Here is a 25,054-nt window from a genome sequence, read left to right as displayed (position 1 = left end):
GACAAATACTTTGTTCAATACTTCACAAAGTATCCATGATTTCTATCGTGGGAACCTCTATAATTAGGAGTGTAAAGAGCAAAAGAAATAGATTATATGATCAATTAGGAGAGATTGCTATGAAAAGACATACAAGAAAAATTGCAATTATCGGTACTGGATTAGTTGGATCAAGTTGTGCGTATTCCATTGTAAATCAAGGAATTTGCGAAGAGCTATTATTAATTGATATAAATCATGAACGTGCAGTTGGGGAAGCGATGGATTTATCACATTGCATTAACTTTACAAATACAAGAACAAAAGTATATGCAGGAAGCTATGAAGACTGCAAAGATATGGACATTGTTATTATTACAGCAGGGCCAGCACCAAAACCTGGACAAAGTCGCTTAGATACTTTAGGAGCGAGTGCGAAGATTATGGAAAGTGTTGTTGGCGGCGTAATGGAAAGTGGATTTGATGGTATTTTCTTACTTGCATCGAACCCAGTTGATATTATTACATATGAAGTGTGGAAATTATCTGGATTACCTAGAAATCGAGTAATCGGTACTGGTACATCACTAGATTCTTCTCGCTTAAGAACAATTTTATCTGAAATGCTACATGTAGATCCTCGTAGTATTCATGGGTATTCATTAGGAGAACATGGTGATTCTCAAATGGTTGCTTGGTCTCATGTAACTGTTGGTGGAAAGCCAATTCTGCAAATTTTAGAAGAACAAAAAGAACGATTTGGTGAAATAGATTTAGATGAAATTGTTGAGAAGACTGCAAAAGCTGGCTGGGAAATTTATAAACGTAAAGGAACTACTTATTACGGGATTGGAAATTCTCTAGCATATATTGCGAGTTCGATCTTTAATGATGATCACCGTGTCATTGCTGTATCAGCCATTTTAGATGGTGAGTATGGTGAATATGATATTTGTACAGGAGTACCAGCTATTATTACTAGAGACGGTATAAGAGAAGTTGTAGAACTCAATTTAACAGAGGATGAAGAATCTCGATTCGCAAAATCAAACGATATTTTACGTGATTATATGAAAACAATTGGTTACTAACTTATAGAAGAAGGTGAAACAAATGAAGGAATATATAATGTCTCGTGTATTTAAAGCATCTGCTGGAATCGCACAAGGTATTTTCGTATCCCTCGGAATTGGTTTACTGATCGAAAATATAGGAAGAATTGTTGATATACCATTACTTATTACAATCGGAGTTGTTGCAAAATCACTTATGGCACCAGCAATTGGTGCCGGGATTGCTTTTATGCTCGGTGCAAATGGCCTTGTAATCTTCTCGGCTATGGCGGCTGGAGCAATTGGTGCCGGATCCATTTCAATTACTGAAGCAGGTCTAATTATTAAAACAGGTGAGCCAATCGGTGCTTTATTAACAGCAACTTTAGCTGTATATATTGGTAAACGTTTAAGCGGCAAAACTGCTTTAGATATGATGCTCGTTCCATTTGCGGCAATATTAGGCTCTGGTTTAGTTGGTATTTGGTTAGCTCATAATATTACTCCTGTTTTAAACGCAGTTGGAGCTTTTATTAAAGATAGCTCGGCTGGTAGCCCGTTTATCGCTTCTATCGTCATTGCAGTAGTTTGGGGACTATTACTTATCTCTCCAGCTTCATCAGCTGCGTTAGCAATTGCACTTAGCTTAGACGGTGTTGCAGGTGGTGCTGCTCTTGCCGGATGCGTCGCTCAGTTTATCGGATTCTCTGTCATCTCAGCGAAAGAAAACAATTTAGGTGGCATATTAGCTCAAGCACTTTGTACTCCGAAAGTACAGTTGCCAAATATCACTAAAAATCCAATGATTCTCGTTCCAACTGTCGTCGCCAGTGCTATAGTCGGTCCAGTATCCGCATTAATTTTCCAACTGGAAGCAGGAAAGGAAATTGCAGGTCTTGGATTAAGTTCTCTTATCGCACCAATTAATTTAATTTCCAGCCAAGGATGGGGAGTTCTCCCAGCGATGGTAATTACTTATATCGTTATTCCAGTAGCTGTTTCTTATATACTTTACATTGCTCTTAAAAAAGCAGGTCGTATTCATTCTGGTGATATGACTGTACCGCAATCTTAAATTGAAAATCTCCTTAATAATAGATAAAAGCAGACTGAGAAGCCACAGTCTGCTTTTTTGTCATGTTACATTCTATGATTTTGTTTTACTGGAACTCTTATTGGTTCTTTCGCCAATAAGAGTTGAACGCCGAAGTAAAGTATGCTTGCAAGCGTCATTCCAGAAACGACATCTACAAAGGCATGCTGCTTCGTAAATAACGTTGATAAAATAATAAGTGTACCGAAGAAAGTAAGGATGTAATATTCAAAAGCATGTTGCTCTCTACGCTTAAAGGCAGCTAACATAATTACAAATGTAGTAAGAACGTGAATGCTAGGGAAACAGTTTACCGGTTGATCGATACTATAAATATAGCGAACTAGTTCAGAAAATACATCTGTTCCAACGACAGTCGGACGCGGTACAGTTGTTTGCCAAAAATAATAAATAGAAAAACAAGCAAGCTTTCCAAAAATAACACTACTTAAAGTGACATAATATTGCTTTCGGTCAGCAAAGCAGTAATAAATAAGTGCGCCGTATAAGTATGGAAACCAAAGTAAATAAGGAATAATAAATGCTTTTACAAATGGAATCCAATCATCTACTACAGTTGTAACGTCTACTGCGTGAACAGTCGATTTATTTAATACGTCGTAAAGGGGACTTACGAGTACAAGTAGAAGTATATAACTTAACGGAAGAAAAGATGAAAGTTTAAATTTCTTCATGTTGATCTCCTATGTTTAGTAATGTAAGTAAATTCAATTGATTATAATATAGAAACGTGAATTGGGCTATCGATTTTACTTACATTTTCTTGAATTAACCTTACGTTTTTGTCACTTGACTAAAAAGAAGGGGAGGGTGCTATATGAAGCGTTTATCGTATTTCTTATTTTTTATATTGATATGCCTAGTCAGTGCTGGGTGTGCAAAGGATAAAGAAGGAGAGAAATTAGAATATAACGGAAGAGCACTCGTAATTGGAGTTGTTGGAGAAAAGCCGAAAGATACGTTTAGGAATGTAAAGTTTGAGGAAATGAAGTTAGAGGCACTGGAAAAGAAATCTAAGGAAGTGGATGGTTTTCTAATAATGAAAGATCACTTTCAAGAAGCCTCAACAGAGCAGTACAAAAATGTATTTTCATCGCTAAAGAAACCAGTGTTTTTTATCGGTTTACAAGATAAATCATATTCAATTTTTATTACAAAAGGGACAGAGTATAACAGTGCACGAAAAGATGTAAATGTGATGTATACGCAAGGTTTTGCAAATATCGGAAGTGGTGAAGGGCAACAATGGGCAATTGGTTTATCTAATGGAGGAAATACAGAAGAAAGTATTCATAATATGTATATCGTCGTATTTCAAACCATCGCAGATTATTTGAATAGATGATGAGGGAGCCTGTAAACAAGGCTTCTTATTTTTTTAAATAAACGTTTGTTTAAGCTGTATGTTCGGTAGGAAGAAACCGATGTAACTTAAGGGTTAAGAAAGAAAAATGGAGAATTAATCAAACGTTTGTTTAAGCTGTATGTTCGGTAGGAAGAAACCGATGCAGCTCAAGGCGTAAGAAAGAAAAATGTGGAATTAATCAAACGCTTGTTTAAGATATATGTTTGGTGCAGAATCTAAAAAAATTTATATATTTATTTTTTTCTTAACAAATGGCGGAAAAATAAGAAAAATTCGCAGGATTATTAAAAATTATCACGAAATAAGTAAAAGTTTAGCGAATAATGGTTTGAAATAATAAAACGTTTTCTATATGATAAAGGTAAAGGTTAGTAAAAAAGTAGGTGAATTTATGACAGTAACATTTTATTCATATCCAAAGTGTGGCACATGTCAAAAGGCAAAGAAATGGTTTGAGGCAAACGATGTAGCATATGAGATGATTCATATTGTTGAAAATCCACCATCAAAAGAAGATTTACGTAATTTACATGAAAAAAGTGAATTACCATTAAAAAAATTCTTTAATACAAGTGGAATGCGTTACCGTGAACTTGGTCTGAAAGATAAGTTGAAAGATGCAAGCGAAGACGAAATGTACGAGCTTTTAGCATCTGATGGCATGTTGATTAAACGTCCAATTGTAACAGATGGAACGAATGTAACACTTGGTTTTAACGAAGAGCAGTTTGAAAGTGTGTGGAAAAAGTACCAATAAGGTATTTTTACATAATTAATACATTCACTGGAGGTACAGTCATGAGCATTCCAAATAATTTACGTTACTCTGAAGAACACGAATGGGTAAAAACTGAAGGTAATGAAGTTGTTATCGGTATCACTCACTTTGCACAAGGTGAGCTAGGCGATATCGTATTCGTTGAACTTCCTGAAGTAGGTGCAACAATCGAAGCTGACGAGCCATTCGGAAGCGTAGAATCTGTTAAAACAGTTTCTGAGTTATACGCACCTGTAAGCGGTAAAGTTGTAGCAGTAAACGAAGAATTAAGTGACCAACCAGAACTTGTTAACGAATCTCCATACGAGGGTGCATGGATGGTTAAAGTTGAACTTTCTGATGCAAGCCAAGTTGAGAAGTTATTAACTGCAGAAAAATATGCAGAAATGACAAATCAAGACTAATTTAGTCGACTAAAGGACAGCCTTTGTGCTGTCTTTTTTTATTTTGTGTGAAATAATGAAATTCAAGTTATATGTAAATAAATAAGCTATTATGAGAAAAACTGTTTTGTGGTAAGGTTTCATAAGTCTTCACAATCTGAACGAGCCGCTTACGCTTTTCTTTTGCAAAAATAAACAGGAAACAACATGAAAATAACGAATATACTATATACTAAGTTCAAGGTTATATAGTATATGGTGATCGGGTGATGACATATGATTTATGTAGAAAAAGTCATTATTGTAGAAGGTACATCAGATAGAAGAAAGATTGAATCTATTATTCGTGAACCGGTGGAAATTGTTTGTACAAATGGTACAATTGGTTTGTCGAAAATGGATGAGCTCGTTGATCAGTTTTTTGATAAGGAAGTGTATGTGCTAGTGGATGCTGATGATGCTGGAGAAAAGTTAAGGAAACAATTTCGAAAAGAATTTCCGCAAGCCGAGCATATCTATATTGATCGCTCGTACCGAGAAGTGGCAACTGCGCCATCTACACACTTAGCAAATGTATTATGGGGAGCCGACATTGACGTTTATACAGAATATTTACGGTAAGGAATGATAGAAGTGATTGATTGGACAGGAGCCGAAGCTACAGCCCTAATAGAGAACGAAGAAAAAACAGTATTATATGTATATACTCCAATGTGTGGAACATGCCAATTAGCAAAAAAGATGTTAACAGTCGTTGAGATGACAATTGAAGGCCTCAAAATTGGGATGTTAGATTTAAATTATGCTCCGCATTTAGCGAAAGAGTATGGGATTGAAAGTGTACCTTGTTTACTTGTTTTTGAAAATGGGACACTGATGAAGAAGATATACGCATTTCATTCGGTTGAATATTTATATACGGAATTAAAGTAGGCGGCAAAATTTTTGCCGCCTCGACATATTTCTTGGGAAATATGTCGAGATGCAGGGTGGATACAGTATTTGTCGAGCGAAAATAACAGGATTGCTCTTTAGTGAGAGGGAATGGTATGTAATAGAAAGTGATATGAAGGATGTGATTTAAGGTGAAATTATATTCTTTGCTTCAATCATTTGTAAATTACGCTAATGGTCAATATCATTTAGAGCCGCTTTTAAGAAAAGAAGAAAAAACTGTTAATTTCCGCTTTGGAGATGAAAGTTGTTCGTTACAAATTTCAAGAGATTATATAGAACTGCTACATGAGGAAATAGGGACGGAGCAAATCGTTTGTGTAGATGAAGAAGATGTAAAACAATTGGTAAACGGCAATGTACGATTGCAAATGTTAATGAACGATGGACGTGTACAATATTCGGGAACGTATCGAACGATGCTATTAGTCGAATCGATGTTTCATATATGTAAACCGATGTCAGTAGGTGCTTAAAATTCTGAAGGTTCATTTTTTACGAAAATTTCTGTTGACATGGTGTTTAGATATTGATACAATTCAATTCATAAAATATAGACAATTTCATAAATTACAAATCAGACGAAAATTGAATCTGATTTCTCTTATCAAGAGAGGTGGAGGGACTGTGCCCTGTGAAGCCCGGCAACCGTCAACTTATGTTGAAATGGTGCCAATTCCTGCAAAGCAAATGCTTTGAGAGATGAGAGAGAGGGATAATGTTGTTATATACGCACATAAACCTTTCTGCTTCTCTAAAGCAGAAAGGTTTTTTTATTGTTTGAATGTGGAGGACATTCAAATAATAAAGGTAGTGATAACGGTGGACTACGCGCATTAAACATAAAAAATTGCGGAGTCGATCTAAACAAAAAGGGGTGAACATCATGATCTTATTAGAAAATGTAAAAAAAATATATAAAGCAAAAAGCGGTGATGTCACTGCTGTAGATAACGCCAATTTAAAAATAGACAAAGGTGAAATCTTTGGTGTTATCGGATATAGCGGCGCTGGGAAAAGTTCGTTAATTAGATTGTTTAATCAGTTAGAGAAACCGACTTCTGGCCAAATTACAATTGCCAATCGTGTTATATCAGCAATTACAGGAAGTGAACTTCGTAAGGCAAGGCAAGAAATCGGAATGATTTTTCAGCACTTTAACTTACTTTGGTCACGAACTGTACGTGAAAATATAGAGTTTCCACTTGAAATTGCAGGTGTTGATAAAGCGAAGAGAAGAAAACGTGTTGATGAATTAATTCATCTTGTTGGATTAGAAGGGAGAGGAGACGCGTACCCATCTCAGCTAAGCGGAGGACAAAAGCAACGCGTCGGGATTGCAAGAGCTTTAGCTAACAATCCACAAGTGCTTTTATGTGATGAAGCAACGTCAGCTCTTGATCCAGAAACGACAGATCAAATTTTGGATTTACTATTAGACATTAATAAGCGCCTTGGTTTAACAATTGTACTCATTACACATGAGATGCACGTGATTCGAAAGATATGTAACCGAGTGGCGGTAATGGAGAGAGGAAAGATTGTAGAAACAGGTCCAGTACTTGATGTATTCCGTAATCCGAAGCAAGATATTACGAAACGATTTGTACAGCAGTTAACAGATTCTGAAGATACAAATGAAACGATTGAAAGTTTAATTGAAAAATATCCAGATGGAAAAGTAATTCGTTTGCAATTTATCGGTGAGGCTGTAGAAAGACCAGTGCTTCAACGATTAATGCAACGCAGTGATATAGAAGTTAGCATTTTGCAAGGGAATATCGCACAAACGAATAACGGTTCTTACGGTAGTTTAGTTGTTCATTTAAATGGTGAGGAAATAGCGATCCAGCAAGCAATAGAAGGAATTCATCAAGATCAAGTAGAGCTGGAGGTGATTGCACATGGATAAGTTACTCGCAAATGTTGATTGGAATCAAATGTTAGAAGCAACTGGTGAAACGTTATATATGACGGCAATCGCAGCTCTTGCGACATTTGTTTTAGGACTAATTTTAGGATTGTTACTCTTCATGACAGCGAAAGATAATTTATGGGAAAACAAATCAATTAATACGGTGATTGGAGCATTCGTAAATATATTCCGTTCTATACCATTCATCATTTTAATTATTTTATTAATCCCATTCACAAAGATTCTTCTTGGAACAATTCTTGGAGCAAGTGCAGCATTGCCAGCTTTAATTATTGGAGCGGCACCATTCTACGCGAGAATGGTTGAAATCGCACTTCGCGAAATTGATAAAGGTGTAATTGAAGCTTCAAAAGCAATGGGAGCGAAAACAAGCACAATTATTTTGAAAGTGTTAATTCCAGAATCGTTACCAGCATTAGTATCTGGTATTACTGTTACGACAATTGCTTTAGTAGGCTATACAGCAATGGCGGGAGTTGTTGGTGCTGGTGGCCTTGGAACACTTGCTTACTTAGAAGGATTCCAAAGAGGGAATAACGATGTAACAATCGTTGCGACAATTTGTGTATTACTAGTTGTATTTTTAATTCAGTGGATTGGTGATAGTTTAACGACTCGAATAGATAAACGGTAATAAAAAACGGGAGGATGTTTCAAATGAAAAAATTATTACTTACGGCACTTATTTCAACTTCAATTTTTGGGTTAGCTGCTTGTGGTGGGAAAGATAAAGATGAAAAGAAACTTGTTGTGGGTGCTTCTAACGTACCGCATGCTGAAATTTTAGAAAAAGCAAAACCGTTACTTGAGAAAAAAGGAATTGAATTAGAAGTCAAAAAGTTCCAAGATTACGTGTTGCCAAATAAATCGTTAGCGGATAAGGATTTAGATGCAAACTACTTCCAGCACATTCCGTATTTAGAGAAAGAAATTAAAGATAAAAAATATGATTTTGAAATAGCAGGAAAAATTCATTTAGAACCAATCGGTGTATATTCTCAAAAATATAAGAGCTTAAAAGAACTTCCAGACGGAGCGACAATCATTATGAGTAATTCCGTTACTGACCATGGACGTGGTTTAGCAATTTTACAAAAAGAAGGCATTTTAAAAATTAAAGACGGGGTAGATCCAGTTAGTGCAACTCCAAAAGATATTGCAGATAACCCGAAAAACTTAAAGTTTAAAACGGACATTGAGCCAGGTTTGTTACCACAAGTGTATAACAATAAAGAAGGCGACGCTGTTTTAATTAACTCGAACTATGCAATTGATGCAAAGTTAAATCCAGAAAAAGATGCAATTGCAATTGAAGGTGATGATTCACCGTACGCAAACGTATTAGTGGTTCGTAAAGGTGATAAAGATAAAAAAGAGATTAAAGAGCTTGTAGAAGTATTGCATTCTAAAGAAATCGAAGACTTTATTAATAAAGAATATAAAGGGGCAGTTGTTCCTGTAAAAGAATAATTGCTGAAAAGGCTGGTGTATGCCAGCCTTTTTTATAACTACATAACTATAGGGGAGAAGGGGACATCATATGAAAAAGATTTTATTGTCAGTTGTTACAGCGCTGTCTGTATTTACATTAGCTGCTTGCGGAGGAAAAGAAGAGAATAAGCTTGTTGTTGGAGCCTCTAACGTGCCGCACGCTGTTATTCTAGAGAAGGCACAGCCAATATTAGAGAAAAAAGGTATTAAGTTAGAGATTAAAAAGTTCCAGGATTATGTACTGCCAAATAAAGCGTTAGCGGATAAAGAAATTGATGCGAACTACTTCCAGCATATTCCGTACTTAGATAAAGAAATCCAAGAAAAGGGATATAAAATTGTAAACGCAGGAAAAATCCATTTAGAGCCGATGGGTATTTATTCTAAGAAATATAAAAGCTTAAAAGACTTACCAGATGGCGGAACAGTAATTATGAGTAATAACGTAGCGGAGCGAGGCCGTATGTTAGCATTGTTACAAAAAGGCGGAGTGATTAAGCTTAAAGATGGTGTAGATGTTGTTAAGGCAACCGTAAAAGATGTAGTCGAAAATCCGAAAAACTTAAAGTTTAAAACAGATGTAGAGCCTGGATTGTCACCAAAGCTGTATGAAAATAATGAAGGTGATGCTTTATTTATTAATTCAAACTATGCAATTGATGCAAAATTAAATCCAACAAAGGATGCAATTGCGATTGAAGGAGCAGACTCTCCGTATGCAAACATCATTGCAGTTCGTAAAGGTGATGAGAAGAAAAAAGAAATTAAAGAGCTAGTAGAAGTGCTACATTCAAAAGAAATTCAAGATTTTATTAATAAAGAATATAAAGGTGCTGTACTTCCGGTAAGTGAATAATTATAAGGAAAGGACTGGAAAATTACCAGTCCTTTTTTCTTTATATAAATAAGAAGAAAGGTGTATCATAGAAAGATGCAAAGGAAATACTTATATACATTTATGAAAAAACGGTTACTTTTTTTCGTCGTTTGCGATATCATTTTATTTGATATAAAATTAGAATGAGAATAAAATGAGAATATGAACGTTTTAGGAATTTTTAAAATGTATATATAGGATTAATGGAGGTATTGAGATGGCTGGTTCTACATTAACGGTTAAAGACTTACACGTATCAATTGATGGCAAAGAAATTTTAAAGGGTGTAAACCTTGAAGTAAAAGGTGGAGAAATCCACGCAATTATGGGACCTAACGGAACAGGTAAATCAACTTTATCTTCTGCAATTATGGGTCACCCAAAGTATGAAGTAACAGAAGGTAGCATCATCATCGACGGTGAAGATGTATTAGAAATGGAAGTAGATGAGCGCGCACAAGCGGGTCTATTCCTAGCAATGCAATATCCAAGTGAAATTAGCGGAGTAACAAACGCTGACTTCTTACGTTCTGCAATTAATGCACGTCGTGAAGAAGGCGATGAAATTTCTCTTATGAAATTTATCCGTACATTAGATAAAAACATGGAATTCCTAGAAATGGATCCAGAAATGGCACAACGTTACTTAAACGAAGGTTTCTCTGGTGGAGAGAAAAAACGTAACGAAATTCTTCAATTAATGATGATTGAGCCAAAAATCGCAATCTTAGATGAAATCGACTCAGGTCTTGATATCGATGCATTAAAAGTTGTATCTAAAGGTATTAACGAAATGCGCGGCGAAGAGTTCGGTTGCCTAATGATTACGCATTACCAACGTTTATTAAACTACATCACTCCAGACTTCGTTCACGTTATGATGAACGGTCGTATCGTTAAATCTGGTGGTCCTGAGCTTGCACAACGTCTAGAAGCTGAAGGTTACGACTGGATTAAAAAAGAATTAGGTATTGAAGACGAAACAACAGAGCAAGAAGCGTAAGAGAGGAGCATAAACATGACAATCGGTACATTACCTTTCGATCAAGAAACAATCCGTCAACGCGCAAGCGAAGTAAACGAAGCTGCTTGGTTGACTGAGTTCCGCTTACAAGCTCTTGCACAAGCAACTGAACTTCCAATGCCAACGCCTGATAAAACGAAAATTGAAAAATGGGACTTTATCGGAAAAGGCGACGCTGCTAAGCAAGAGCCTGTAAGTTCTTTAACAGAGCTTCCAGAAGCAGTGAAAAACTTAATCGATGAAAACAACAGCGTATTAGTACAACGCACTGGTACAACAGCGTTCGTTTCTTTAGCAGACGAAGCAAAAGAAAAAGGTGTTATTTTTACAGACATCGTAACAGCTGCAACTGAGCACGCTGAGCTAGTACAAAAGTACTTAATGAAAGATGGCGTGAAGGTAGACGAGCATCGTTTAACTGCACTTCATGCTGCATTAATCAACGGCGGTGCATTCGTATATGTTCCGAAAAACGTTGTTCTTGAAACTCCACTTCAAGCTGTATTCTTAGTAGACGGCGAAGAAGCTAACGTATATAACCATGTATTATTCGTAGCTGATGCGAACAGTACTGCAACTTATGTAGAAAACTATGTTGCAAATGAAAATGCTAAAGGTATTGCAAATATCGTAGCAGAAGTAATCGTGGAACAAGGCGCACAAGTTAAATTTGGTGCGGTTGATCTATTAGCAAAAGACGTAACAACTTACGTTAACCGCCGCGGTGTTGTTGGACGCGACGGCCGCATTGATTGGGCTCTAGGCCTTATGAATGACGGAAATACAATTTCCGAGAACGTTACAAACTTAATGGGCGACGGTTCATATGCTGATACGAAAACAGTAACAATTGGCCGTGGTAACCAAACACAAAACTTTACAACTAAAGTTGTTCACTTCGGTAAACACTCTGAAGGTTGGATTTTAAAACACGGTGTACAAAAAGATAGTGCAACATCTATCTTTAACGGGATTGGTAAGATTGAACACGGTGCATCTAAATCAAACGCACAACAATCTTCTCGCGTTCTTATGTTAGATGAGAAAGCACGCGGTGATGCAAACCCAATACTTTTAATCGACGAAGATGATGTAATGGCAGGTCACGCAGCTTCAGTAGGCCGCGTAGATCCGTACCAATTATACTACTTGATGAGCCGTGGTATTCCAAAACGCGAAGCAGAACGTTTAGTCATCCATGGATTCTTAGCACCTGTAGTAAATGAGCTTCCAATTGAAGGAGTAAAAGCACAGCTTGTTGAGGTAATTGAAAGGAAAGTTCGCTAATGAATATTCATGAAATACGCAAACAGTTTCCAATTCTTGATCAAAAAGTGAACGGCAAACAACTTGTATATTTCGATAGTGCAGCAACTTCTCAAAAACCAATTCAAGTCATTGAAACGTTAGAACGTTACTATAAAGAATATAATTCTAACGTGCATCGCGGTGTTCATACGCTCGGTACGAAAGCTACCGACGCGTATGAAGGTGCACGCGAGAAAGTTCGCAAGTTTATTAACGCGAAATCAATGGAAGAGATTATTTTCACGCGCGGAACGACAACTGCATTAAATACAGTAGCGGCTAGCTATGGTCTTGAAAATGTAAAAGAAGGCGATGAAATCGTTATTTCTTACATGGAGCACCATAGTAACATCATTCCGTGGCAACAAGTTGCGAAGAAAACTGGTGCAACTTTAAAATACCTTCCGCTTCAACCAGACGGTACAATTTCTTTAGAAGATGTTCGTCAAACAGTTACACCGAATACAAAAATCGTTTCTATTATGCAAGTTTCAAACGTGCTTGGAACGATTAACCCTGTAAAAGAAATCGGAGCGATTGCACACGAAAATGGCGCAATTATGGTCGTTGACGGTGCACAAAGTACACCTCACATGAAAGTAGATGTACAAGATTTAAACTGTGATTTCTACGCATTATCTGCTCATAAGATGTGCGGACCTACAGGCATCGGCGTATTATATGGTAAAAAAGAATTGCTGAACAATATGGAGCCAATTGAATTTGGCGGTGAAATGATTGATTTCGTAGATTTACAAGAATCTACTTGGAAAGAGCTTCCGTGGAAGTTTGAAGCAGGTACACCGATTATCGGTAATGCAATCGGACTTGGTGCGGCAATTGATTTCCTAGAAGAAATCGGTCTTGATAATATTGAAAAGCATGAGCATGAATTAGCGCAATACGCTTTAGAAAGACTATCAGAAGTAGATGGCGTTACAATTTATGGTCCAAAGCATCGCGCTGGTCTTGTTACATTTAATATTGAAGACGTACATCCTCACGATGTAGCGACTGTATTAGATGTAGAAGGCATTGCAGTTCGCGCAGGACATCACTGTGCACAACCGCTTATGAAGTGGCTAAAAGCTTCTTCAACAGCACGTGCGAGCTTCTATTTATATAATACAAAAGAAGAAATTGATACATTTGTTGAATCGCTAATCAAGACAAAGGAGTATTTCACAAATGTCATTTAATAATTTAGATACGTTATATCGTCAAGTTATTATGGATCATTATAAGAATCCTCGTAACAATGGCGTGTTAGAAGATAGTGTTACTGTTAACTTGAACAATCCAACTTGCGGCGATCGTATTCAACTTACGATGAAAGTAGAAGAAGGTATTGTGCAAGAGGCGAAGTTTGAAGGCGAAGGATGTTCAATCTCAATGTCTTCAGCTTCAATGATGACACAAGCAGTAAAAGGTAAGAAAATTGAAGAAGCACTTCAGCTTTCGAAAATTTTCTCTGACATGATGCTAGGAAAAGAGTACGATGACAGCATCGATTTAGGAGATATTGAAGCATTACAAGGCGTATGCAAGTTCCCTGCACGTATTAAATGTGCAACATTAGCGTGGAAAGCGTTAGAAAAGGGCTTAAACGAAGATAAGTAATGTTAAAGGTTCCTAAAAATGAGGTTATCTAAGGAGGGACACACCAACATGGCGAAGCAACTGCCAGATATCGGCGATTATAAATATGGTTTCAAAGACAAAGACGTTTCGATTTTCCGTGCTGGACGCGGTTTAACAAAAGAGATCGTTGAAGAGATTTCACGTATGAAAGAAGAACCACAGTGGATGTTAGACTTCCGTTTAAAATCACTGGATAAGTTCTATGAAATGCCAATGCCACAATGGGGCGGCGACTTAAATGACTTAGATTTCGATGAGATTACGTACTACGTAAAACCATCTGAGAAATCTGAGAAGTCTTGGGATGAAGTACCTGATGAAATTAAAGCAACATTTGATAAATTAGGTATTCCAGAAGCTGAGCAAAAATATTTAGCTGGTGTATCTGCACAGTACGAATCTGAAGTTGTATACCACAACATGAAAGAAGACCTAGAAGCTCTAGGAATCGTCTTCAAAGATACAGATAGCGCATTAAAAGAGAACGAAGATATTTTCCGTGAACATTTCGGAAAAGTAATTCCACCAACAGACAACAAATTCTCTGCATTAAACTCTGCAGTTTGGTCTGGTGGATCATTCATCTACGTTCCAAAAGGTGTTAAAGTTGATACACCACTTCAAGCGTATTTCCGTATTAACTCTGAAAATATGGGACAATTCGAGCGTACGCTTATCATCGTAGACGAAGGCGCACACGTACACTACGTAGAAGGTTGTACAGCACCTGTTTACACGACTAACTCACTTCACAGTGCGGTAGTAGAAATCATCATTAAAAAAGATGCTTATTGCCGTTATACAACAATCCAAAACTGGGCGAACAACGTATACAACCTAGTTACAAAACGTGCGGTTTGTGAAGAAAACGCAACGATGGAATGGATTGACGGTAACATCGGATCTAAATTAACGATGAAATATCCAGCAGTTATCTTAAAAGGTGAAGGCGCTCGTGGTTTAACATTATCTATCGCGATTGCTGGTAAAGGCCAACACCAAGATGCTGGTGCGAAAATGATTCACTTAGCACCAAACACGTCTTCAACAATCGTTTCTAAATCGATTGCGAAGCATGGTGGTAAAGTAACTTACCGTGGTATCGTACACTTCGGACCAAAAGCGAAAAACTCTCGCTCTAACATCGAGTGTGACACGTTAATCATGGATAACCAATCTACATCTGATACAATTCCTTACAACGAAATCAAAAACGATTACGTTTCACTTGAGCACGAAGCGAAAGTATCGAAAGTATCAGAAGAACAATTATTCTACCTAATGAGCCGCGGTATTTCTGAGCAAGAAGCTACAGAAATGATCGTAATGGGCTTCATCGAGCCATTCACTCGCGAACTTCCAATGGAATACGCAGTTGAAATGAACCGCCTAATCAAGTTTGAGATGGAAGGTTCTATCGGTTAATATAAGTATGAAGAAAGCGCCCTGCACAGCAGGGCGCTTTTTTTGTTTTGTTTATCTGAAATTGAGTGTGACCTGGATACCCAGGTAGGTTTCCAGCTAAATATATCAGCGATTTTTCAAATATATCGACCATAACTCCGAATATATCGGCGATTATTTCAATATATCGACGATTCGACAAGGGATATCGACTTATCGATAAATTACGACATAGTAGAGCTGGCATATACCCCCCTCAATATTTAGATGATATCCATAAGGTGGCCGAATGGAAGTAGTTGAGACTAAGATACTGACAAACCCACAGGAGAATCCACAAGGAAATCCACCAAAATACTCGTAAAACCACTTAACAAACTTTCTGACAAATCCCCGTTCTATCAAAGAATTCAACAACTAAAAAAAGAAAATTTCTCATATAAAAAGGACAATCTTTTGCTTTTTCTCACAATGCGAGTACAATGTAAAATAGCAAGAAAAGACGAAAAGTATTTACAGGATTATTGCGTGCGCATAGCGTAAATGGCAGTAAGGAACTGAGAGGAGGTTTTTTCTCTGAATATAAATAAAGAAACAATCATCCATCTTTATCATACAAACGATATACATAGTCATTTTGAAAATTGGCCGCAAATTTCTCGGTTTGTACAAGAGGAGAAAAAGCGAAGACAGGAAGCGGGAGAGACCGTCTTGACGGTTGATATCGGCGATCATGTGGATCGTTTTCATAGTATTTCGGAAGCGACGAATGGACTTGGCAATACGAAGCTTTTGAATGAGGCGTTATATGATTATGTAACGATCGGAAATAATGAAGGAATTACGTTAGCGAAGGAGCATTTGAATCGTCTATATGATGATGCTGGATTTGAGGTGCTCGTCGCGAATTTATTTGAAAAAGAAGGGGTACGTCCGGAGTGGGCAAAGCCTTATAAATTACATACAACGACAGATGGGATTACGATTGCTTTTATCGGATTAACGGTAGCTTATCCGGAGTTTTATTATATGCTCGATTGGCATATTGAAGATCCGCTTATCCATTTAGAGTCAATTTTAGAAGAAGTGAAAGATGAGGCTCATATTACAGTTGTTCTTTCTCACCTTGGAAAAAGCATGGATGAGTATATGGCGGAGCATTATGATGTAGATGTTATTTTAGGGGCACATACGCATCATTTATTTGAGCGAGGCGTTCTTATGAATAATACGTTACTTTGTTGTTGTGAAAAGTGGGGACGTTACGTTGGGCACGTTCAGCTTACTGTGGATAAAGAGACGAAGAAGCTGTTGAAAAAGGACGGTAGAGCGATTAAGACAGAACGTTTAGGTGCTTACAGCAAACCGTTATCCACAATTGAATTGCTGCAGGAAGAAAGTAAACAGATTATGGCAGAGCCTGTCGTTCATGTAAAGGAATCATTGCCAGTCGATTGGTTTCAGGAAACAGCATTTTCGCACATGTTAGCAAATGCGCTGAAAATGTGGTGCGGTGCAGAGATTGGAATGGTGAATGCGGGTGTGCTTCTTGAAGGATTAGAAGAAGGTGTTGTGACGCGCGGAGATATTCACAGAATTTGTCCACATCCAATTAATCCTTGTGCTTTGAAAGTTCCAGGAAAGATATTAAGAGAAGTTATTTTGAAAGCACGTAAACCGAATATGGAGAATCTTGAGGTAAAAGGATTCGGATTTCGGGGAAAAGTGATGGGGAAAATGATTTACGCTGGTGTAGAAGTCATTCCAGATACGATTCCCGGGAATAAAATTTTACTCGAAGATGTATTAATTAACGGGGAATCGCTGGAATTAGATCGTATATATACAGTAGGAACGATTGATATGTTTACATTTGGCTACTTATACCCAGAGCTATCCACACTTTCTGACAAACAATATTATATGCCAGAACTACTTAGAGATGTGTTAACAGATATGTTAATAACGTATACATCTTCCGTTAAACTATAGGCTAGTTAACTTGTAACACTCATTTTTCTCTTGTCATACAGATAAGAAAGAGAGGAGTGTGAACTATGGTTAATGTGGAGCCAATTATAATTGATAATTATACGTTTATTGCAGTTAGCGTGAAACTTCCAAAGACGAATTTGCTAGCTGTAATGAGCGATAAAGGATATATTATGTGTGGTGCATTAGATGTAGGTCTTTTAAATGAGAAATTAGGTGATCGAGGAATTATTGCTGGCCGTGCGGTTGGTGTAAGAACGATTGAACAACTTCTTGAAGCGCCACTAGAATCGGTAACGACTGGAGCTGAAGCATTAGGCATTCCAGCAGGAACGATTGGAAAAGAAGCATTATTAAAAATGAGATAAGCATATATCGTCCCTCCTTCTTGCATAGAAATGATATAAGAAGGAGGTTTTTTTATGAGTATATTTCGCTCGAAAAACTCGCGGTTTCGAAAGGGACCTATTGCCTTTCGGTATATACTGCTTATGTCGTTTATTCTTTTTGTTATATTACTTACGCAAGGGTTGTGGATTGTGAATAATAACATTCAGCCGACCTTAATTAAATATGGGGAAGTAGAGACACATAAAATGGCGACAGCAATTATGACGAAGGCAGTAAAGGATCGAATTAATGAAGGATTCGATGTCGATTCATTAATGAAAGTACAGAATGATAAAAACGGAAAAGTATCCACAATTAATTTAAATACGAAGCAAGTAAATGAAATCGTAACGTCAACGACCACGTACATAGAAAAATATTTGCAACAAGTAGAACAAGGGAAGTTGAAGGAGCTAGGTATTTCTGAAAAAAATGGGGCGACTATGGCAGTTCCTTTTGGGCGTGTAACGGATAATGCACTTCTTGGTAATATAGGACCAGATATTCCAATTCATTTCACGCCAATTGGTCATGTGAATACAGATATTAAACAAAAAATTGAGCCGCATGGGATTAATACTACAGCGATTCAAATTGTTATGGAAATGGAAGTAACATTGCAAGTAATTATTCCATTTCATACGAAAGAGATAACGGTGAAACAAAATGTTCCAATTGCGACGCGTATCGTTCAAGGGGAAGTGCCTACGTATTATGGAAGCGGAAGTGTTGCTGTACCTGATAAAAAGAAAACAGATAGTTAATTGCATATAAAGTGAAACTCGGCTGAGCCGGGCTTTTACTGGATAAAAAATAACCGTAGCAATGCGCTACGGTTATCGTTTTGTATTTGCTCGTTCTTTGCGTTCCCAAAGGCTTAAATGCATGTATGGATCGAAGGCCCATTCTGTATAGCCATTGTCTTTATACATGCCAAAATGTAAGTGGGGTGGAAATTTTCCGGCTGTACCAGGAGGTCCATAACCAGTGCTACCAACAAATCCGATTACTTTTCCTGGTTCAACAATTTGTCCAAGCTGTATTTCTTTTGAAAACCCGCCTAAATGGGCGTAATAATGGTAATTGTTATGAAGGTCACGAATACCAATGCGCCATCCACCAAGGCGGTTCCAACCTTTCGTTTCAATAATGCCATAGCAAGTCGATCTTACTGGCACGCCATATCCGGCGAAAATATCGGTTCCTTCATGAATCCTTCTGCCGCCAAAACTTCTTCCAGCGCCGAAAGTACTACGGTAGCTATGGTCACTACGAATCGGAAGAGGAAAAGCATTTCCTTCTAAATTAATACGTCCATAATGTTTATAAATTTGGGCGTATTCGCTAATTAAATCAACTGTTTTTGCACGTCTATAATATTCCCAAAGCATAATTTTAATACGGTCTTCTGACGTTCCTTGTTTCCTTAAAATAGTCGCTGCGGTATGCAGAAGATCACGGTCGCTATTTGCATTTGCAAATCCATCTTTGTCACCATCTAAACCTATTCCGCCAAATAGAGAAATTGTATGGGGGAGAGTATCGTTACTATTAATAGGCCCAGCCCATATTTCTGGTTTGAAATAAAGGGAAATGATGGCATCTGGTTTTTTCGGAATATCTTTTCTTACGCTCCGTATATTTCTTTCATATTGATCCATTGCAGCTAAGTAATACCATGGAATGCCTGAAGACTGCTCGGTTTCTTTATATAGTGCCATGCGCTTTTCGTATATGCTTTGCTGATTATCTTCACCGTAAGCGATGTTTTGGTGGAGAAGAAAACAAATAGAAAGCAAAAGAGAAATTTTTCGAAGCATGAAATAGACTCCTTTCACAACATCACTCTTTTTAGTGTGGGATATACGGAGTATTTCATTATAGGGAACGATTGGAAAAAATCTTAGAATCTTCATTTGAGCAAATCGCTTTCATACGTTAGAATAGATATGTTACATTGAAAGAAGCGAACACGGTAAACTATTTCATATTGTGCGGAGTTGATAACCATGACAAAACAAACAGAATATAAGCGCAAGCCCGAATGGTTGAAAATTAAGTTAAACACGAATGAAAACTATACAGGCTTAAAGAAAATGATGCGTTCTAAGAATCTTCATACCGTTTGTGAAGAGGCAAAATGTCCGAATATTCATGAATGCTGGGCTGTAAGAAAAACAGCAACATTTATGATTTTAGGTGCGGTTTGTACACGTGCTTGTCGTTTTTGTGCGGTTAAAACAGGCTTACCAACTGAGCTTGATTTACAAGAACCAGAACGCGTAGCAGATTCAGTAGTTCAAATGGGCTTAAAGCACGTTGTTATAACAGCGGTTGCACGTGATGATTTAAAGGACGGGGGAGCAGCTGTTTTTGCTGAAACAGTACGCGCAGTACGTCGTAAAAACCCATTCACGTCTATCGAAGTATTACCATCTGATATGGGTGGAGTAGAAGAAAACTTAAAAATGTTAATGGATGCAAAACCAGATATTCTAAACCATAACATTGAAACAGTACGTCGATTATCTGACCGAGTTCGCGCTAGAGCAAAATATGAACGTTCATTAGAGTTTTTACGTCGAGCGAAAGAAATGCAGCCTGATATTCCAACTAAATCGAGCATTATGGTGGGCTTAGGTGAAACGAGAGAAGATTTAATTGAAGCAATGGATGACTTACGTGCAAACAATGTGGATATTTTAACTCTTGGGCAATACCTACAACCATCTAAGAAGCATTTACCAGTTCTTAAATATTACCCACCAGCAGAATTTGCAGAGCTTAAAGAAATTGCACTTAGCAAAGGATTTAGCCACTGTGAAGCTGGCCCACTTGTGCGTTCTTCTTACCATGCGGACGAGCAAGTACGTTCTGCAAAAGAAAAAACAGCAGAAGCTAAATAATGAAAAAAGAGAGCTAGCGATTAGCTCTCTTTTTGTTTGTACTCTAAAACGGTATTTGTACATGTTAATAAAATCTTTTTTAATTCTTCTGTGGATAATTCAATTGTAAATTCAGGAACACCAGGTGTAATTAAAATTTTATCGTACGTATAAATAGCGTTATCCACAATAATTGTTACATCGTGTGAATATCCGAAAGGAGCTACACATCCCGGCGTACAACCAGTTTTGTCTCGCAGTTCATCAGGAGAACAGAGAGATAAGCGTTCTCCTGTTAGCTCTTTCATCTCTCCCCGGTTGAGCCTTGTGCCCTCTAACGTAAAAAATACGTAATAATCTCCAGACTTTGATTTTAAAAATAAGCTTTTACTTGGAGTGCCTTGTAAGCCAAGTCTCTCACGTACGATCCGATCCGTCTCATAATCGAGTACTGGTTCGTGTTCGAATTTTTCATAAGAAACATTTGTTTTATGTAGTAAAGCAAGTACGTCTTCGTACATATGAAATGATACCCCTTTCTATTGTTAGAACAGTCTCTTCTCGTGGCGTCAACTGAATGTTTTGGAAAGGGATATTACTTGGACGATGCTTCCCATAAGCGTTTTATGATACATTGTTCGTCGATTGTAATTTCGTAAATATCAGGATTGGTTAAAGTTCTCCATTCATTAAAGCCAATCGTATGATCAAAATGTTTTAAAATGAGCGTAAGTAAATTGCCATGTGTAACAAGTAGTGTTGTCGTATGGTTTAATTGTAAAACGTCTTGAATAAGCGAAATGGCACGGTCTGTTGCTTGTTTTGTTGACTCTCCGCCTGAAAAGGCAATATCTATGTTCGTAAAAGTGGATTCTAGTTTTTGCATCCAATCATCCATTGGAACGTTGCTCAATATGCGTTCAGTTAATCGTTCATCTTCTTGGATAGATAAGTTAGCTTGGAGCGCATAGGGCCGAATGGAATCGATAGCTCGGACAAATGGGCTTGAAATAATATGATCGATTTGTAGATGATTTTCTAAGAGGAATGTAGCAAGAGTATTTGCTTGGTCTTTTCCATCGGTCGTTAATTCATCATCACGTTTTTGCCCAGTTGCTGAACAATGTCGTATTACAATAATTTTCTTCATAATTCATCCCCATCTTTCAAGTTGACGCTATATACTTCGACAAATGTGGAAATAATTCCTTTTTCTTGGAAACGGCATATTGATTTAAATATGTGGAAAATTAATGTGGATAATGAACATTTGAGGTGCAATCATGAATAAAATGATATGTATTGTATTTAGTCTTTGTTTTTTTATACACTTGTCCACAACTTATGCAGAGTCGAATCAAAAAGTAAATTATCAAGCAATCGAAATAAGTCATTTGTGAGTGAGGATGTTTTTTATAAACAGTTAGACAAGAAAATCTATAAAGAATACAATAATGCAGCATATAGTGTTCGGAAAAAAATCTTATTTAAAGAAGTGGCTGATGAAGAATTTTCTTTCCTACAAAAAACAGCCATGGGTCGTCGGAGTAGTGTGATGCTTCAAGATTTTTTTGTTCATCCTGATCGCCAAGTTTATTTTTTCGCTTCCTTTTCTCAAAATGAGGTAGAAGAGTTTCATAAATATATCGTTATAGATGCAGAAACAAAGAGGGAGCTGCAAGAGGACAAAAGTTATTATCAGTGTGGTAATTCATATAAAAAATAAACCACCAATTTTGGTGGTTTATTTTTTACTCCGGCACACTCATTAATTTCGCTTTCATCTTGCGAATAAGAACGACAGCGCCAATTGTACAGAGAAGTGTAATTCCTTCGGCAACGAAGAGATTGATTGTTTTTGTTTGGTAAAGTGCCGCGAAAAAGTCTACAAATGCGTGGAATAGTATAGCGTATACTAGGAAGATATATTTCTTCTGTTTTACTGCGTATAAAACAAGCATTGTAAAGGCGATTTGAAGCACGAGTGCCATAATTCTTTCTAAGCTACCAAGGAAGTATAAGTAGGCAGGTTGCTGAATTAACATGTCCTGTAAAATGCTGAGCTCGGGTTTTTGTTCAATCAGTCGAGCGAAGCTACCATCGTTAATAGAATTAGCAAAGATTAATGCTTGTAATGCAGAAAAACCGCCAATTAAAATAGATTCAATTCCGCCGTGACCTATTCCATAAGCGAAGCCATCTTTATATTCTAGATATTTTTTTAGTAAGAAGAAGAAGGCAACGAAGCGTCCTAATTCTTCAAAAATACCAGCAGTCAATCCGCCATAAATTGCGAAGACAAACGGATTTTCTAAAAATGGAGCGATTGTTGGATTACCGCGCATAAATAGGTGGAATGGTGTTTCAAGAATTTGGGTAAATCCGATAAAGATAAGAACACCAATGCCGACCACTTTCCAATTAATATGATATTTTTTACGGAAATAAACGAGTACGATAATTGGGACCAGAATCGAGACAATGAGTTGAAAGATGATGCTGGCAATTACAGTATTTGAAACCATACTTTCACCGCTTTCTAATATATGTACATATCTATTATGCATGAAATAGGGGAGAGATGAAACTTTTAGAAAGAAAATGAATTTACTTATTGACTCTAACGTTGCGTCATACTTTATCGTATGTACTAAGGGGGGATACAAATGACAATGAGAGTAAAAGAAGTAGCTGATTTAGTTGGAATTAGTGTGCGCACACTGCATCATTACGATGAAATTGGGTTGTTAACCCCAGACGAGACGACAGAGTCTGGATATCGTCTGTATTCCAATGAAAATTTAGAGACGTTGCAGCAAATTTTGTTTTTTAAAGAACTAGGCTTCCCTTTGAAGAAAATTAAAGAAATTATCATGAGTCCATCATTTGATCGCGAAGAGGCACTACAGCTTCATAAGAAAATGCTTCTTGAAAAGCGTGCCAGATTAGATAAGGTGATTGCGACGATTGATAAAACAATTCAGCATACAAAAGGAGAGATTGAAATGACGAATAAAGAGAAATTTGAAGGATTCGATTTCAGCCATAACCCATATGAAGAAGAAGCACGTGAAAGATGGGGAGACGCAGCTGTAGATAAAGCGAATGAATATGCGAAAGGTATGTCAAAAGAGAAGCAAGAAGAGTTTAATGCTATTTACAGAAATTTAGCGGCACTTAGACACGGTGCACCTGATTCCAAAGAGGCGCAAGAAGCTATCAAAGTATGGTACGATTACTTGCAAAACTTTAGTCACTATTCATTAGATGCTTTTAAAGGACTCGGCCAAATGTACGTCGCTGATGAGCGCTTTACGAAAAATATCGATAAGTTTGGCGAAGGTTTAGCGCAGTTTATGTGTGATGCAATGGAAGTTTATGCGGATCGTAATAAAAAATAAAAAGTAAAACAGGTGGAGATTTTCTCCACCTGTTTTACTTTTTAATCATATCATTCAAGGTCTGATCTCCCGTATTGTTCAAATGAGGATTTTTACTCATTTCACGTTTTAGCATATCGAGGCTTTGCGTATATTCTGTATCATTTAATGCGCCAGATTGAAGGCCTTGAATTTGGGAAATCAACTTTTGGTCTGTTGATACATATGCTTTATAATAGCGAGGGACGATGGACAAAGCAGCTCTATATACTTGATCCGCTACAAGTTTTGGATCCGTTGTGTTTGCACGATATACAACAAATACTTCATCATCGGTAACGAGTGTAGCAGCGTTTGTAACGTCAGGAAGTTTGACGGTCATGCTTGTAATCATTTCAGCGACTTTCTCGCGATTAATGGCCCCTACTTGTTTGTTAGATACTTCATGCTTTTGTTTAGAAGAATAACCGACTCTTGTGAGTCTTGTATTTGTATTTTCCGTATGATACATGTCATTTTTATTGGAAACAAGAACACGGCTTCCTTCTTCACGTTCCATTTCGGCTTTATTTGCTGGCTGGCAGCCTGCAAATAAGGAAAGAGTGAGGAGAGAGAGCATAATTTGTTTTTTCACGATGTATCACCTCCTTCTCCATAGCATGCACTAATTTTCAATTTTTTGTATTTGAAATTGTTGGTTGGTATGCTTTGTGATACGATAAAAAGAAGAATGCTTAGAGAGGAAGTTAATGATGGAGCAAAAGCAAGAGCAAGAGATGCATGCTACGGTGAGCATTAATAATGTTCAGTACGAAGTAATTAAAAACTTTCGTGATGGTTTTAGTGAAGAAGCATTTAAAGAGCGTTATGCAGAAATTTTAAATAAATATGATTACATCGTTGGGGACTGGGGTTATGAGCAACTTAGATTGCGCGGTTTCTTTGATGATAGTAATCAACGTTCGACATATGATACGAAAATTAGTACGTTATCAGAGTATTTATACGAGTACTGTAACTTCGGTTGTGCACACTTCGTATTACGAAAAGTGAAGAAATAAAAAAATCCTCTTACAATTGTAAGAGGATTTTTTGCATAT

29 protein-coding genes, 1 pseudogene and 1 riboswitch are annotated in these 25,054 nt (G+C 37.2%); of the genes and pseudogenes, 24 read left to right on the top strand and 6 right to left on the bottom strand.

Features of this window, described 5'->3' with window-relative positions; translation table 11 throughout:
* The first annotated feature begins 119 nt into the window (after nucleotides 1-119).
* Complete coding sequence (locus tag AXW78_RS24115) at nucleotides 120-1,070, top strand: L-lactate dehydrogenase (protein WP_000820650.1); 951 nt, start codon at nucleotides 120-122, stop codon at nucleotides 1,068-1,070.
* 22 nt (nucleotides 1,071-1,092) lie between these two features.
* Nucleotides 1,093-2,106, top strand: coding sequence for a PTS sugar transporter subunit IIC (locus AXW78_RS24110; RefSeq protein ID WP_061884720.1), 1,014 nt, complete (start codon nucleotides 1,093-1,095; stop codon nucleotides 2,104-2,106).
* A gap of 65 nt (nucleotides 2,107-2,171) precedes the next feature.
* Here the strand turns inward: AXW78_RS24110 and AXW78_RS24105 are convergent, their stop codons facing one another.
* Complete coding sequence (locus AXW78_RS24105; protein WP_061884719.1) at nucleotides 2,172-2,819, bottom strand: phosphatase PAP2 family protein; 648 nt, start codon at nucleotides 2,817-2,819, stop codon at nucleotides 2,172-2,174.
* 143 nt (nucleotides 2,820-2,962) lie between these two features.
* Here AXW78_RS24105 and AXW78_RS24100 point away from each other — a divergent pair, with 143 nt between their 5' ends.
* The 18 genes from AXW78_RS24100 (at nucleotide 2,963) to yunB (ending at nucleotide 18,453) form a co-directional block, all read left to right on the top strand.
* Complete coding sequence (locus AXW78_RS24100; protein ID WP_000826885.1) at nucleotides 2,963-3,490, top strand: hypothetical protein; 528 nt, start codon at nucleotides 2,963-2,965, stop codon at nucleotides 3,488-3,490.
* Between the two features lie 412 nt (nucleotides 3,491-3,902).
* Entirely contained in the window at nucleotides 3,903-4,268 is a 366-nt protein-coding gene (locus AXW78_RS24095; protein ID WP_000218968.1) for an arsenate reductase family protein, read from the top strand.
* Nucleotides 4,269-4,309: 41 nt separating this feature from the next.
* Nucleotides 4,310-4,693 (top strand): glycine cleavage system protein GcvH, encoded by a 384-nt coding sequence (gene gcvH / locus AXW78_RS24090; RefSeq protein WP_000026896.1) that lies wholly within the window; start codon nucleotides 4,310-4,312, stop codon nucleotides 4,691-4,693.
* A 255-nt stretch (nucleotides 4,694-4,948) separates the two neighbouring features.
* Nucleotides 4,949-5,293 (top strand): toprim domain-containing protein, encoded by a 345-nt coding sequence (locus AXW78_RS24085; RefSeq protein ID WP_000640870.1) that lies wholly within the window; start codon nucleotides 4,949-4,951, stop codon nucleotides 5,291-5,293.
* A gap of 3 nt (nucleotides 5,294-5,296) precedes the next feature.
* Entirely contained in the window at nucleotides 5,297-5,605 is a 309-nt protein-coding gene (locus AXW78_RS24080; protein ID WP_002025020.1) for a thioredoxin family protein, read from the top strand.
* A 152-nt stretch (nucleotides 5,606-5,757) separates the two neighbouring features.
* Nucleotides 5,758-6,102 (top strand): hypothetical protein, encoded by a 345-nt coding sequence (locus tag AXW78_RS24075; protein ID WP_000781210.1) that lies wholly within the window; start codon nucleotides 5,758-5,760, stop codon nucleotides 6,100-6,102.
* A gap of 125 nt (nucleotides 6,103-6,227) precedes the next feature.
* A riboswitch (SAM riboswitch) is annotated at nucleotides 6,228-6,335 on the top strand.
* 177 nt (nucleotides 6,336-6,512) lie between these two features.
* Complete coding sequence (locus tag AXW78_RS24070) at nucleotides 6,513-7,538, top strand: methionine ABC transporter ATP-binding protein (RefSeq protein ID WP_000601761.1); 1,026 nt, start codon at nucleotides 6,513-6,515, stop codon at nucleotides 7,536-7,538.
* Nucleotides 7,531-8,196, top strand: a complete 666-nt coding sequence (locus AXW78_RS24065; protein ID WP_000359401.1) for a methionine ABC transporter permease — start codon at nucleotides 7,531-7,533, stop codon at nucleotides 8,194-8,196. The genes AXW78_RS24070 and AXW78_RS24065 overlap by 8 nt, the downstream gene beginning before the upstream one ends.
* Nucleotides 8,197-8,219: 23 nt before the next feature.
* Nucleotides 8,220-9,032, top strand: a complete 813-nt coding sequence (metQ, locus tag AXW78_RS24060; RefSeq protein ID WP_000735087.1) for a methionine ABC transporter substrate-binding lipoprotein MetQ — start codon at nucleotides 8,220-8,222, stop codon at nucleotides 9,030-9,032.
* Nucleotides 9,033-9,102: 70 nt separating this feature from the next.
* Nucleotides 9,103-9,909: a methionine ABC transporter substrate-binding lipoprotein MetQ gene (gene metQ / locus AXW78_RS24055; protein ID WP_000722399.1), complete on the top strand. Its 807-nt coding sequence runs from the start codon at nucleotides 9,103-9,105 to the stop codon at nucleotides 9,907-9,909.
* A 238-nt stretch (nucleotides 9,910-10,147) separates the two neighbouring features.
* Nucleotides 10,148-10,933: a Fe-S cluster assembly ATPase SufC gene (gene sufC, locus AXW78_RS24050; RefSeq protein WP_000929160.1), complete on the top strand. Its 786-nt coding sequence runs from the start codon at nucleotides 10,148-10,150 to the stop codon at nucleotides 10,931-10,933.
* Between the two features lie 15 nt (nucleotides 10,934-10,948).
* Nucleotides 10,949-12,241: a Fe-S cluster assembly protein SufD gene (gene sufD / locus AXW78_RS24045; protein ID WP_000152185.1), complete on the top strand. Its 1,293-nt coding sequence runs from the start codon at nucleotides 10,949-10,951 to the stop codon at nucleotides 12,239-12,241.
* The gene (gene sufS, locus AXW78_RS24040) at nucleotides 12,241-13,461 is read left to right on the top strand and encodes a cysteine desulfurase SufS (protein WP_001020767.1); all 1,221 of its coding nucleotides are present in this window, start codon (nucleotides 12,241-12,243) and stop codon (nucleotides 13,459-13,461) included. The genes sufD and sufS overlap by 1 nt, the downstream gene beginning before the upstream one ends.
* Complete coding sequence (gene sufU / locus AXW78_RS24035) at nucleotides 13,451-13,882, top strand: Fe-S cluster assembly sulfur transfer protein SufU (RefSeq protein WP_000009525.1); 432 nt, start codon at nucleotides 13,451-13,453, stop codon at nucleotides 13,880-13,882. The genes sufS and sufU overlap by 11 nt, the downstream gene beginning before the upstream one ends.
* A gap of 48 nt (nucleotides 13,883-13,930) precedes the next feature.
* Nucleotides 13,931-15,328, top strand: coding sequence for a Fe-S cluster assembly protein SufB (gene sufB, locus AXW78_RS24030; RefSeq protein ID WP_001118827.1), 1,398 nt, complete (start codon nucleotides 13,931-13,933; stop codon nucleotides 15,326-15,328).
* A 555-nt stretch (nucleotides 15,329-15,883) separates the two neighbouring features.
* On the top strand, nucleotides 15,884-17,299 hold the full coding sequence (locus AXW78_RS24020; RefSeq protein WP_269061767.1) for a bifunctional metallophosphatase/5'-nucleotidase: 1,416 nt from the start codon (nucleotides 15,884-15,886) through the stop codon (nucleotides 17,297-17,299).
* 65 nt (nucleotides 17,300-17,364) lie between these two features.
* A complete protein-coding gene (locus tag AXW78_RS24015) occupies nucleotides 17,365-17,667 on the top strand; it encodes a YunC family protein (protein WP_000248466.1) in 303 nt (100 codons plus the stop codon).
* Nucleotides 17,668-17,721: 54 nt separating this feature from the next.
* Complete coding sequence (gene yunB, locus AXW78_RS24010) at nucleotides 17,722-18,453, top strand: sporulation protein YunB (RefSeq protein WP_000021793.1); 732 nt, start codon at nucleotides 17,722-17,724, stop codon at nucleotides 18,451-18,453.
* 72 nt (nucleotides 18,454-18,525) lie between these two features.
* Here the strand turns inward: yunB and AXW78_RS24005 are convergent, their stop codons facing one another.
* A complete protein-coding gene (locus AXW78_RS24005; protein ID WP_000944665.1) occupies nucleotides 18,526-19,509 on the bottom strand; it encodes a M23 family metallopeptidase in 984 nt (327 codons plus the stop codon).
* A 189-nt stretch (nucleotides 19,510-19,698) separates the two neighbouring features.
* Here AXW78_RS24005 and lipA point away from each other — a divergent pair, with 189 nt between their 5' ends.
* On the top strand, nucleotides 19,699-20,595 hold the full coding sequence (lipA, locus tag AXW78_RS24000) for a lipoyl synthase (RefSeq protein WP_000166372.1): 897 nt from the start codon (nucleotides 19,699-19,701) through the stop codon (nucleotides 20,593-20,595).
* 20 nt (nucleotides 20,596-20,615) lie between these two features.
* On the opposite strand, the gene AXW78_RS23995 is transcribed toward lipA, so the two are convergent.
* Both AXW78_RS23995 and AXW78_RS23990 read right to left on the bottom strand, forming a co-directional pair.
* Nucleotides 20,616-21,095: a YbaK/EbsC family protein gene (locus AXW78_RS23995; protein WP_000272748.1), complete on the bottom strand. Its 480-nt coding sequence runs from the start codon at nucleotides 21,093-21,095 to the stop codon at nucleotides 20,616-20,618.
* A gap of 74 nt (nucleotides 21,096-21,169) precedes the next feature.
* Entirely contained in the window at nucleotides 21,170-21,724 is a 555-nt protein-coding gene (locus tag AXW78_RS23990; protein ID WP_000721052.1) for a histidine phosphatase family protein, read from the bottom strand.
* Between the two features lie 133 nt (nucleotides 21,725-21,857).
* On the opposite strand from AXW78_RS23990, the pseudogene AXW78_RS23985 reads away from it, so the two are divergent.
* A pseudogene (locus AXW78_RS23985) lies at nucleotides 21,858-22,300 on the top strand (hypothetical protein).
* 25 nt (nucleotides 22,301-22,325) lie between these two features.
* Here AXW78_RS23985 and AXW78_RS23980 read toward each other — a convergent pair.
* Nucleotides 22,326-23,141, bottom strand: coding sequence for a YhfC family intramembrane metalloprotease (locus AXW78_RS23980; RefSeq protein ID WP_002164224.1), 816 nt, complete (start codon nucleotides 23,139-23,141; stop codon nucleotides 22,326-22,328).
* Nucleotides 23,142-23,240: 99 nt separating this feature from the next.
* Between AXW78_RS23980 and AXW78_RS23975 the strand changes: the two genes are divergently transcribed.
* On the top strand, nucleotides 23,241-23,975 hold the full coding sequence (locus AXW78_RS23975) for a MerR family transcriptional regulator (protein WP_000178780.1): 735 nt from the start codon (nucleotides 23,241-23,243) through the stop codon (nucleotides 23,973-23,975).
* A 34-nt stretch (nucleotides 23,976-24,009) separates the two neighbouring features.
* Here AXW78_RS23975 and AXW78_RS23970 read toward each other — a convergent pair whose 3' ends face one another.
* A complete protein-coding gene (locus AXW78_RS23970) occupies nucleotides 24,010-24,588 on the bottom strand; it encodes a YhcN/YlaJ family sporulation lipoprotein (protein WP_000744207.1) in 579 nt (192 codons plus the stop codon).
* A 115-nt stretch (nucleotides 24,589-24,703) separates the two neighbouring features.
* On the opposite strand from AXW78_RS23970, the gene AXW78_RS23965 reads away from it, so the two are divergent.
* Complete coding sequence (locus AXW78_RS23965; protein ID WP_002003766.1) at nucleotides 24,704-25,015, top strand: YutD family protein; 312 nt, start codon at nucleotides 24,704-24,706, stop codon at nucleotides 25,013-25,015.
* Nucleotides 25,016-25,054 lie beyond the last annotated feature (39 nt).

It is taken from the genome of Bacillus thuringiensis, assembly GCF_001595725.1.
Lineage (GTDB): Bacteria > Bacillota > Bacilli > Bacillales > Bacillaceae_G > Bacillus_A > Bacillus_A thuringiensis_K.
This window is presented reverse-complemented; position numbering and strand designations above follow the sequence as displayed.

Coding starts and splice junctions, on each gene's coding strand:
- AXW78_RS23965 (WP_002003766.1), top strand. CDS start 24,704: ATGATGGAGCAAAAGCAAGAGCAAGAGATGCATGCTACGGTGAGCATT.
- AXW78_RS24115 (WP_000820650.1), top strand. CDS start 120: ATGAAAAGACATACAAGAAAAATTGCAATTATCGGTACTGGATTAGTT.
- AXW78_RS24110 (WP_061884720.1), top strand. CDS start 1,093: ATGAAGGAATATATAATGTCTCGTGTATTTAAAGCATCTGCTGGAATC.
- AXW78_RS24070 (WP_000601761.1), top strand. CDS start 6,513: ATGATCTTATTAGAAAATGTAAAAAAAATATATAAAGCAAAAAGCGGT.
- AXW78_RS24005 (WP_000944665.1), bottom strand. CDS start 19,509: ATGCTTCGAAAAATTTCTCTTTTGCTTTCTATTTGTTTTCTTCTCCAC.
- AXW78_RS23975 (WP_000178780.1), top strand. CDS start 23,241: ATGACAATGAGAGTAAAAGAAGTAGCTGATTTAGTTGGAATTAGTGTG.
- metQ (WP_000735087.1), top strand. CDS start 8,220: ATGAAAAAATTATTACTTACGGCACTTATTTCAACTTCAATTTTTGGG.
- metQ (WP_000722399.1), top strand. CDS start 9,103: ATGAAAAAGATTTTATTGTCAGTTGTTACAGCGCTGTCTGTATTTACA.
- AXW78_RS24015 (WP_000248466.1), top strand. CDS start 17,365: ATGGTTAATGTGGAGCCAATTATAATTGATAATTATACGTTTATTGCA.
- sufB (WP_001118827.1), top strand. CDS start 13,931: ATGGCGAAGCAACTGCCAGATATCGGCGATTATAAATATGGTTTCAAA.
- sufS (WP_001020767.1), top strand. CDS start 12,241: ATGAATATTCATGAAATACGCAAACAGTTTCCAATTCTTGATCAAAAA.
- sufC (WP_000929160.1), top strand. CDS start 10,148: ATGGCTGGTTCTACATTAACGGTTAAAGACTTACACGTATCAATTGAT.
- AXW78_RS23990 (WP_000721052.1), bottom strand. CDS start 21,724: ATGAAGAAAATTATTGTAATACGACATTGTTCAGCAACTGGGCAAAAA.
- AXW78_RS23995 (WP_000272748.1), bottom strand. CDS start 21,095: ATGTACGAAGACGTACTTGCTTTACTACATAAAACAAATGTTTCTTAT.
- yunB (WP_000021793.1), top strand. CDS start 17,722: ATGAGTATATTTCGCTCGAAAAACTCGCGGTTTCGAAAGGGACCTATT.
- sufD (WP_000152185.1), top strand. CDS start 10,949: ATGACAATCGGTACATTACCTTTCGATCAAGAAACAATCCGTCAACGC.
- AXW78_RS24085 (WP_000640870.1), top strand. CDS start 4,949: ATGATTTATGTAGAAAAAGTCATTATTGTAGAAGGTACATCAGATAGA.
- AXW78_RS24105 (WP_061884719.1), bottom strand. CDS start 2,819: ATGAAGAAATTTAAACTTTCATCTTTTCTTCCGTTAAGTTATATACTT.
- AXW78_RS23980 (WP_002164224.1), bottom strand. CDS start 23,141: ATGCATAATAGATATGTACATATATTAGAAAGCGGTGAAAGTATGGTT.
- AXW78_RS24065 (WP_000359401.1), top strand. CDS start 7,531: ATGGATAAGTTACTCGCAAATGTTGATTGGAATCAAATGTTAGAAGCA.
- gcvH (WP_000026896.1), top strand. CDS start 4,310: ATGAGCATTCCAAATAATTTACGTTACTCTGAAGAACACGAATGGGTA.
- AXW78_RS24080 (WP_002025020.1), top strand. CDS start 5,297: ATGATAGAAGTGATTGATTGGACAGGAGCCGAAGCTACAGCCCTAATA.
- lipA (WP_000166372.1), top strand. CDS start 19,699: ATGACAAAACAAACAGAATATAAGCGCAAGCCCGAATGGTTGAAAATT.
- sufU (WP_000009525.1), top strand. CDS start 13,451: ATGTCATTTAATAATTTAGATACGTTATATCGTCAAGTTATTATGGAT.
- AXW78_RS24100 (WP_000826885.1), top strand. CDS start 2,963: ATGAAGCGTTTATCGTATTTCTTATTTTTTATATTGATATGCCTAGTC.
- AXW78_RS24095 (WP_000218968.1), top strand. CDS start 3,903: ATGACAGTAACATTTTATTCATATCCAAAGTGTGGCACATGTCAAAAG.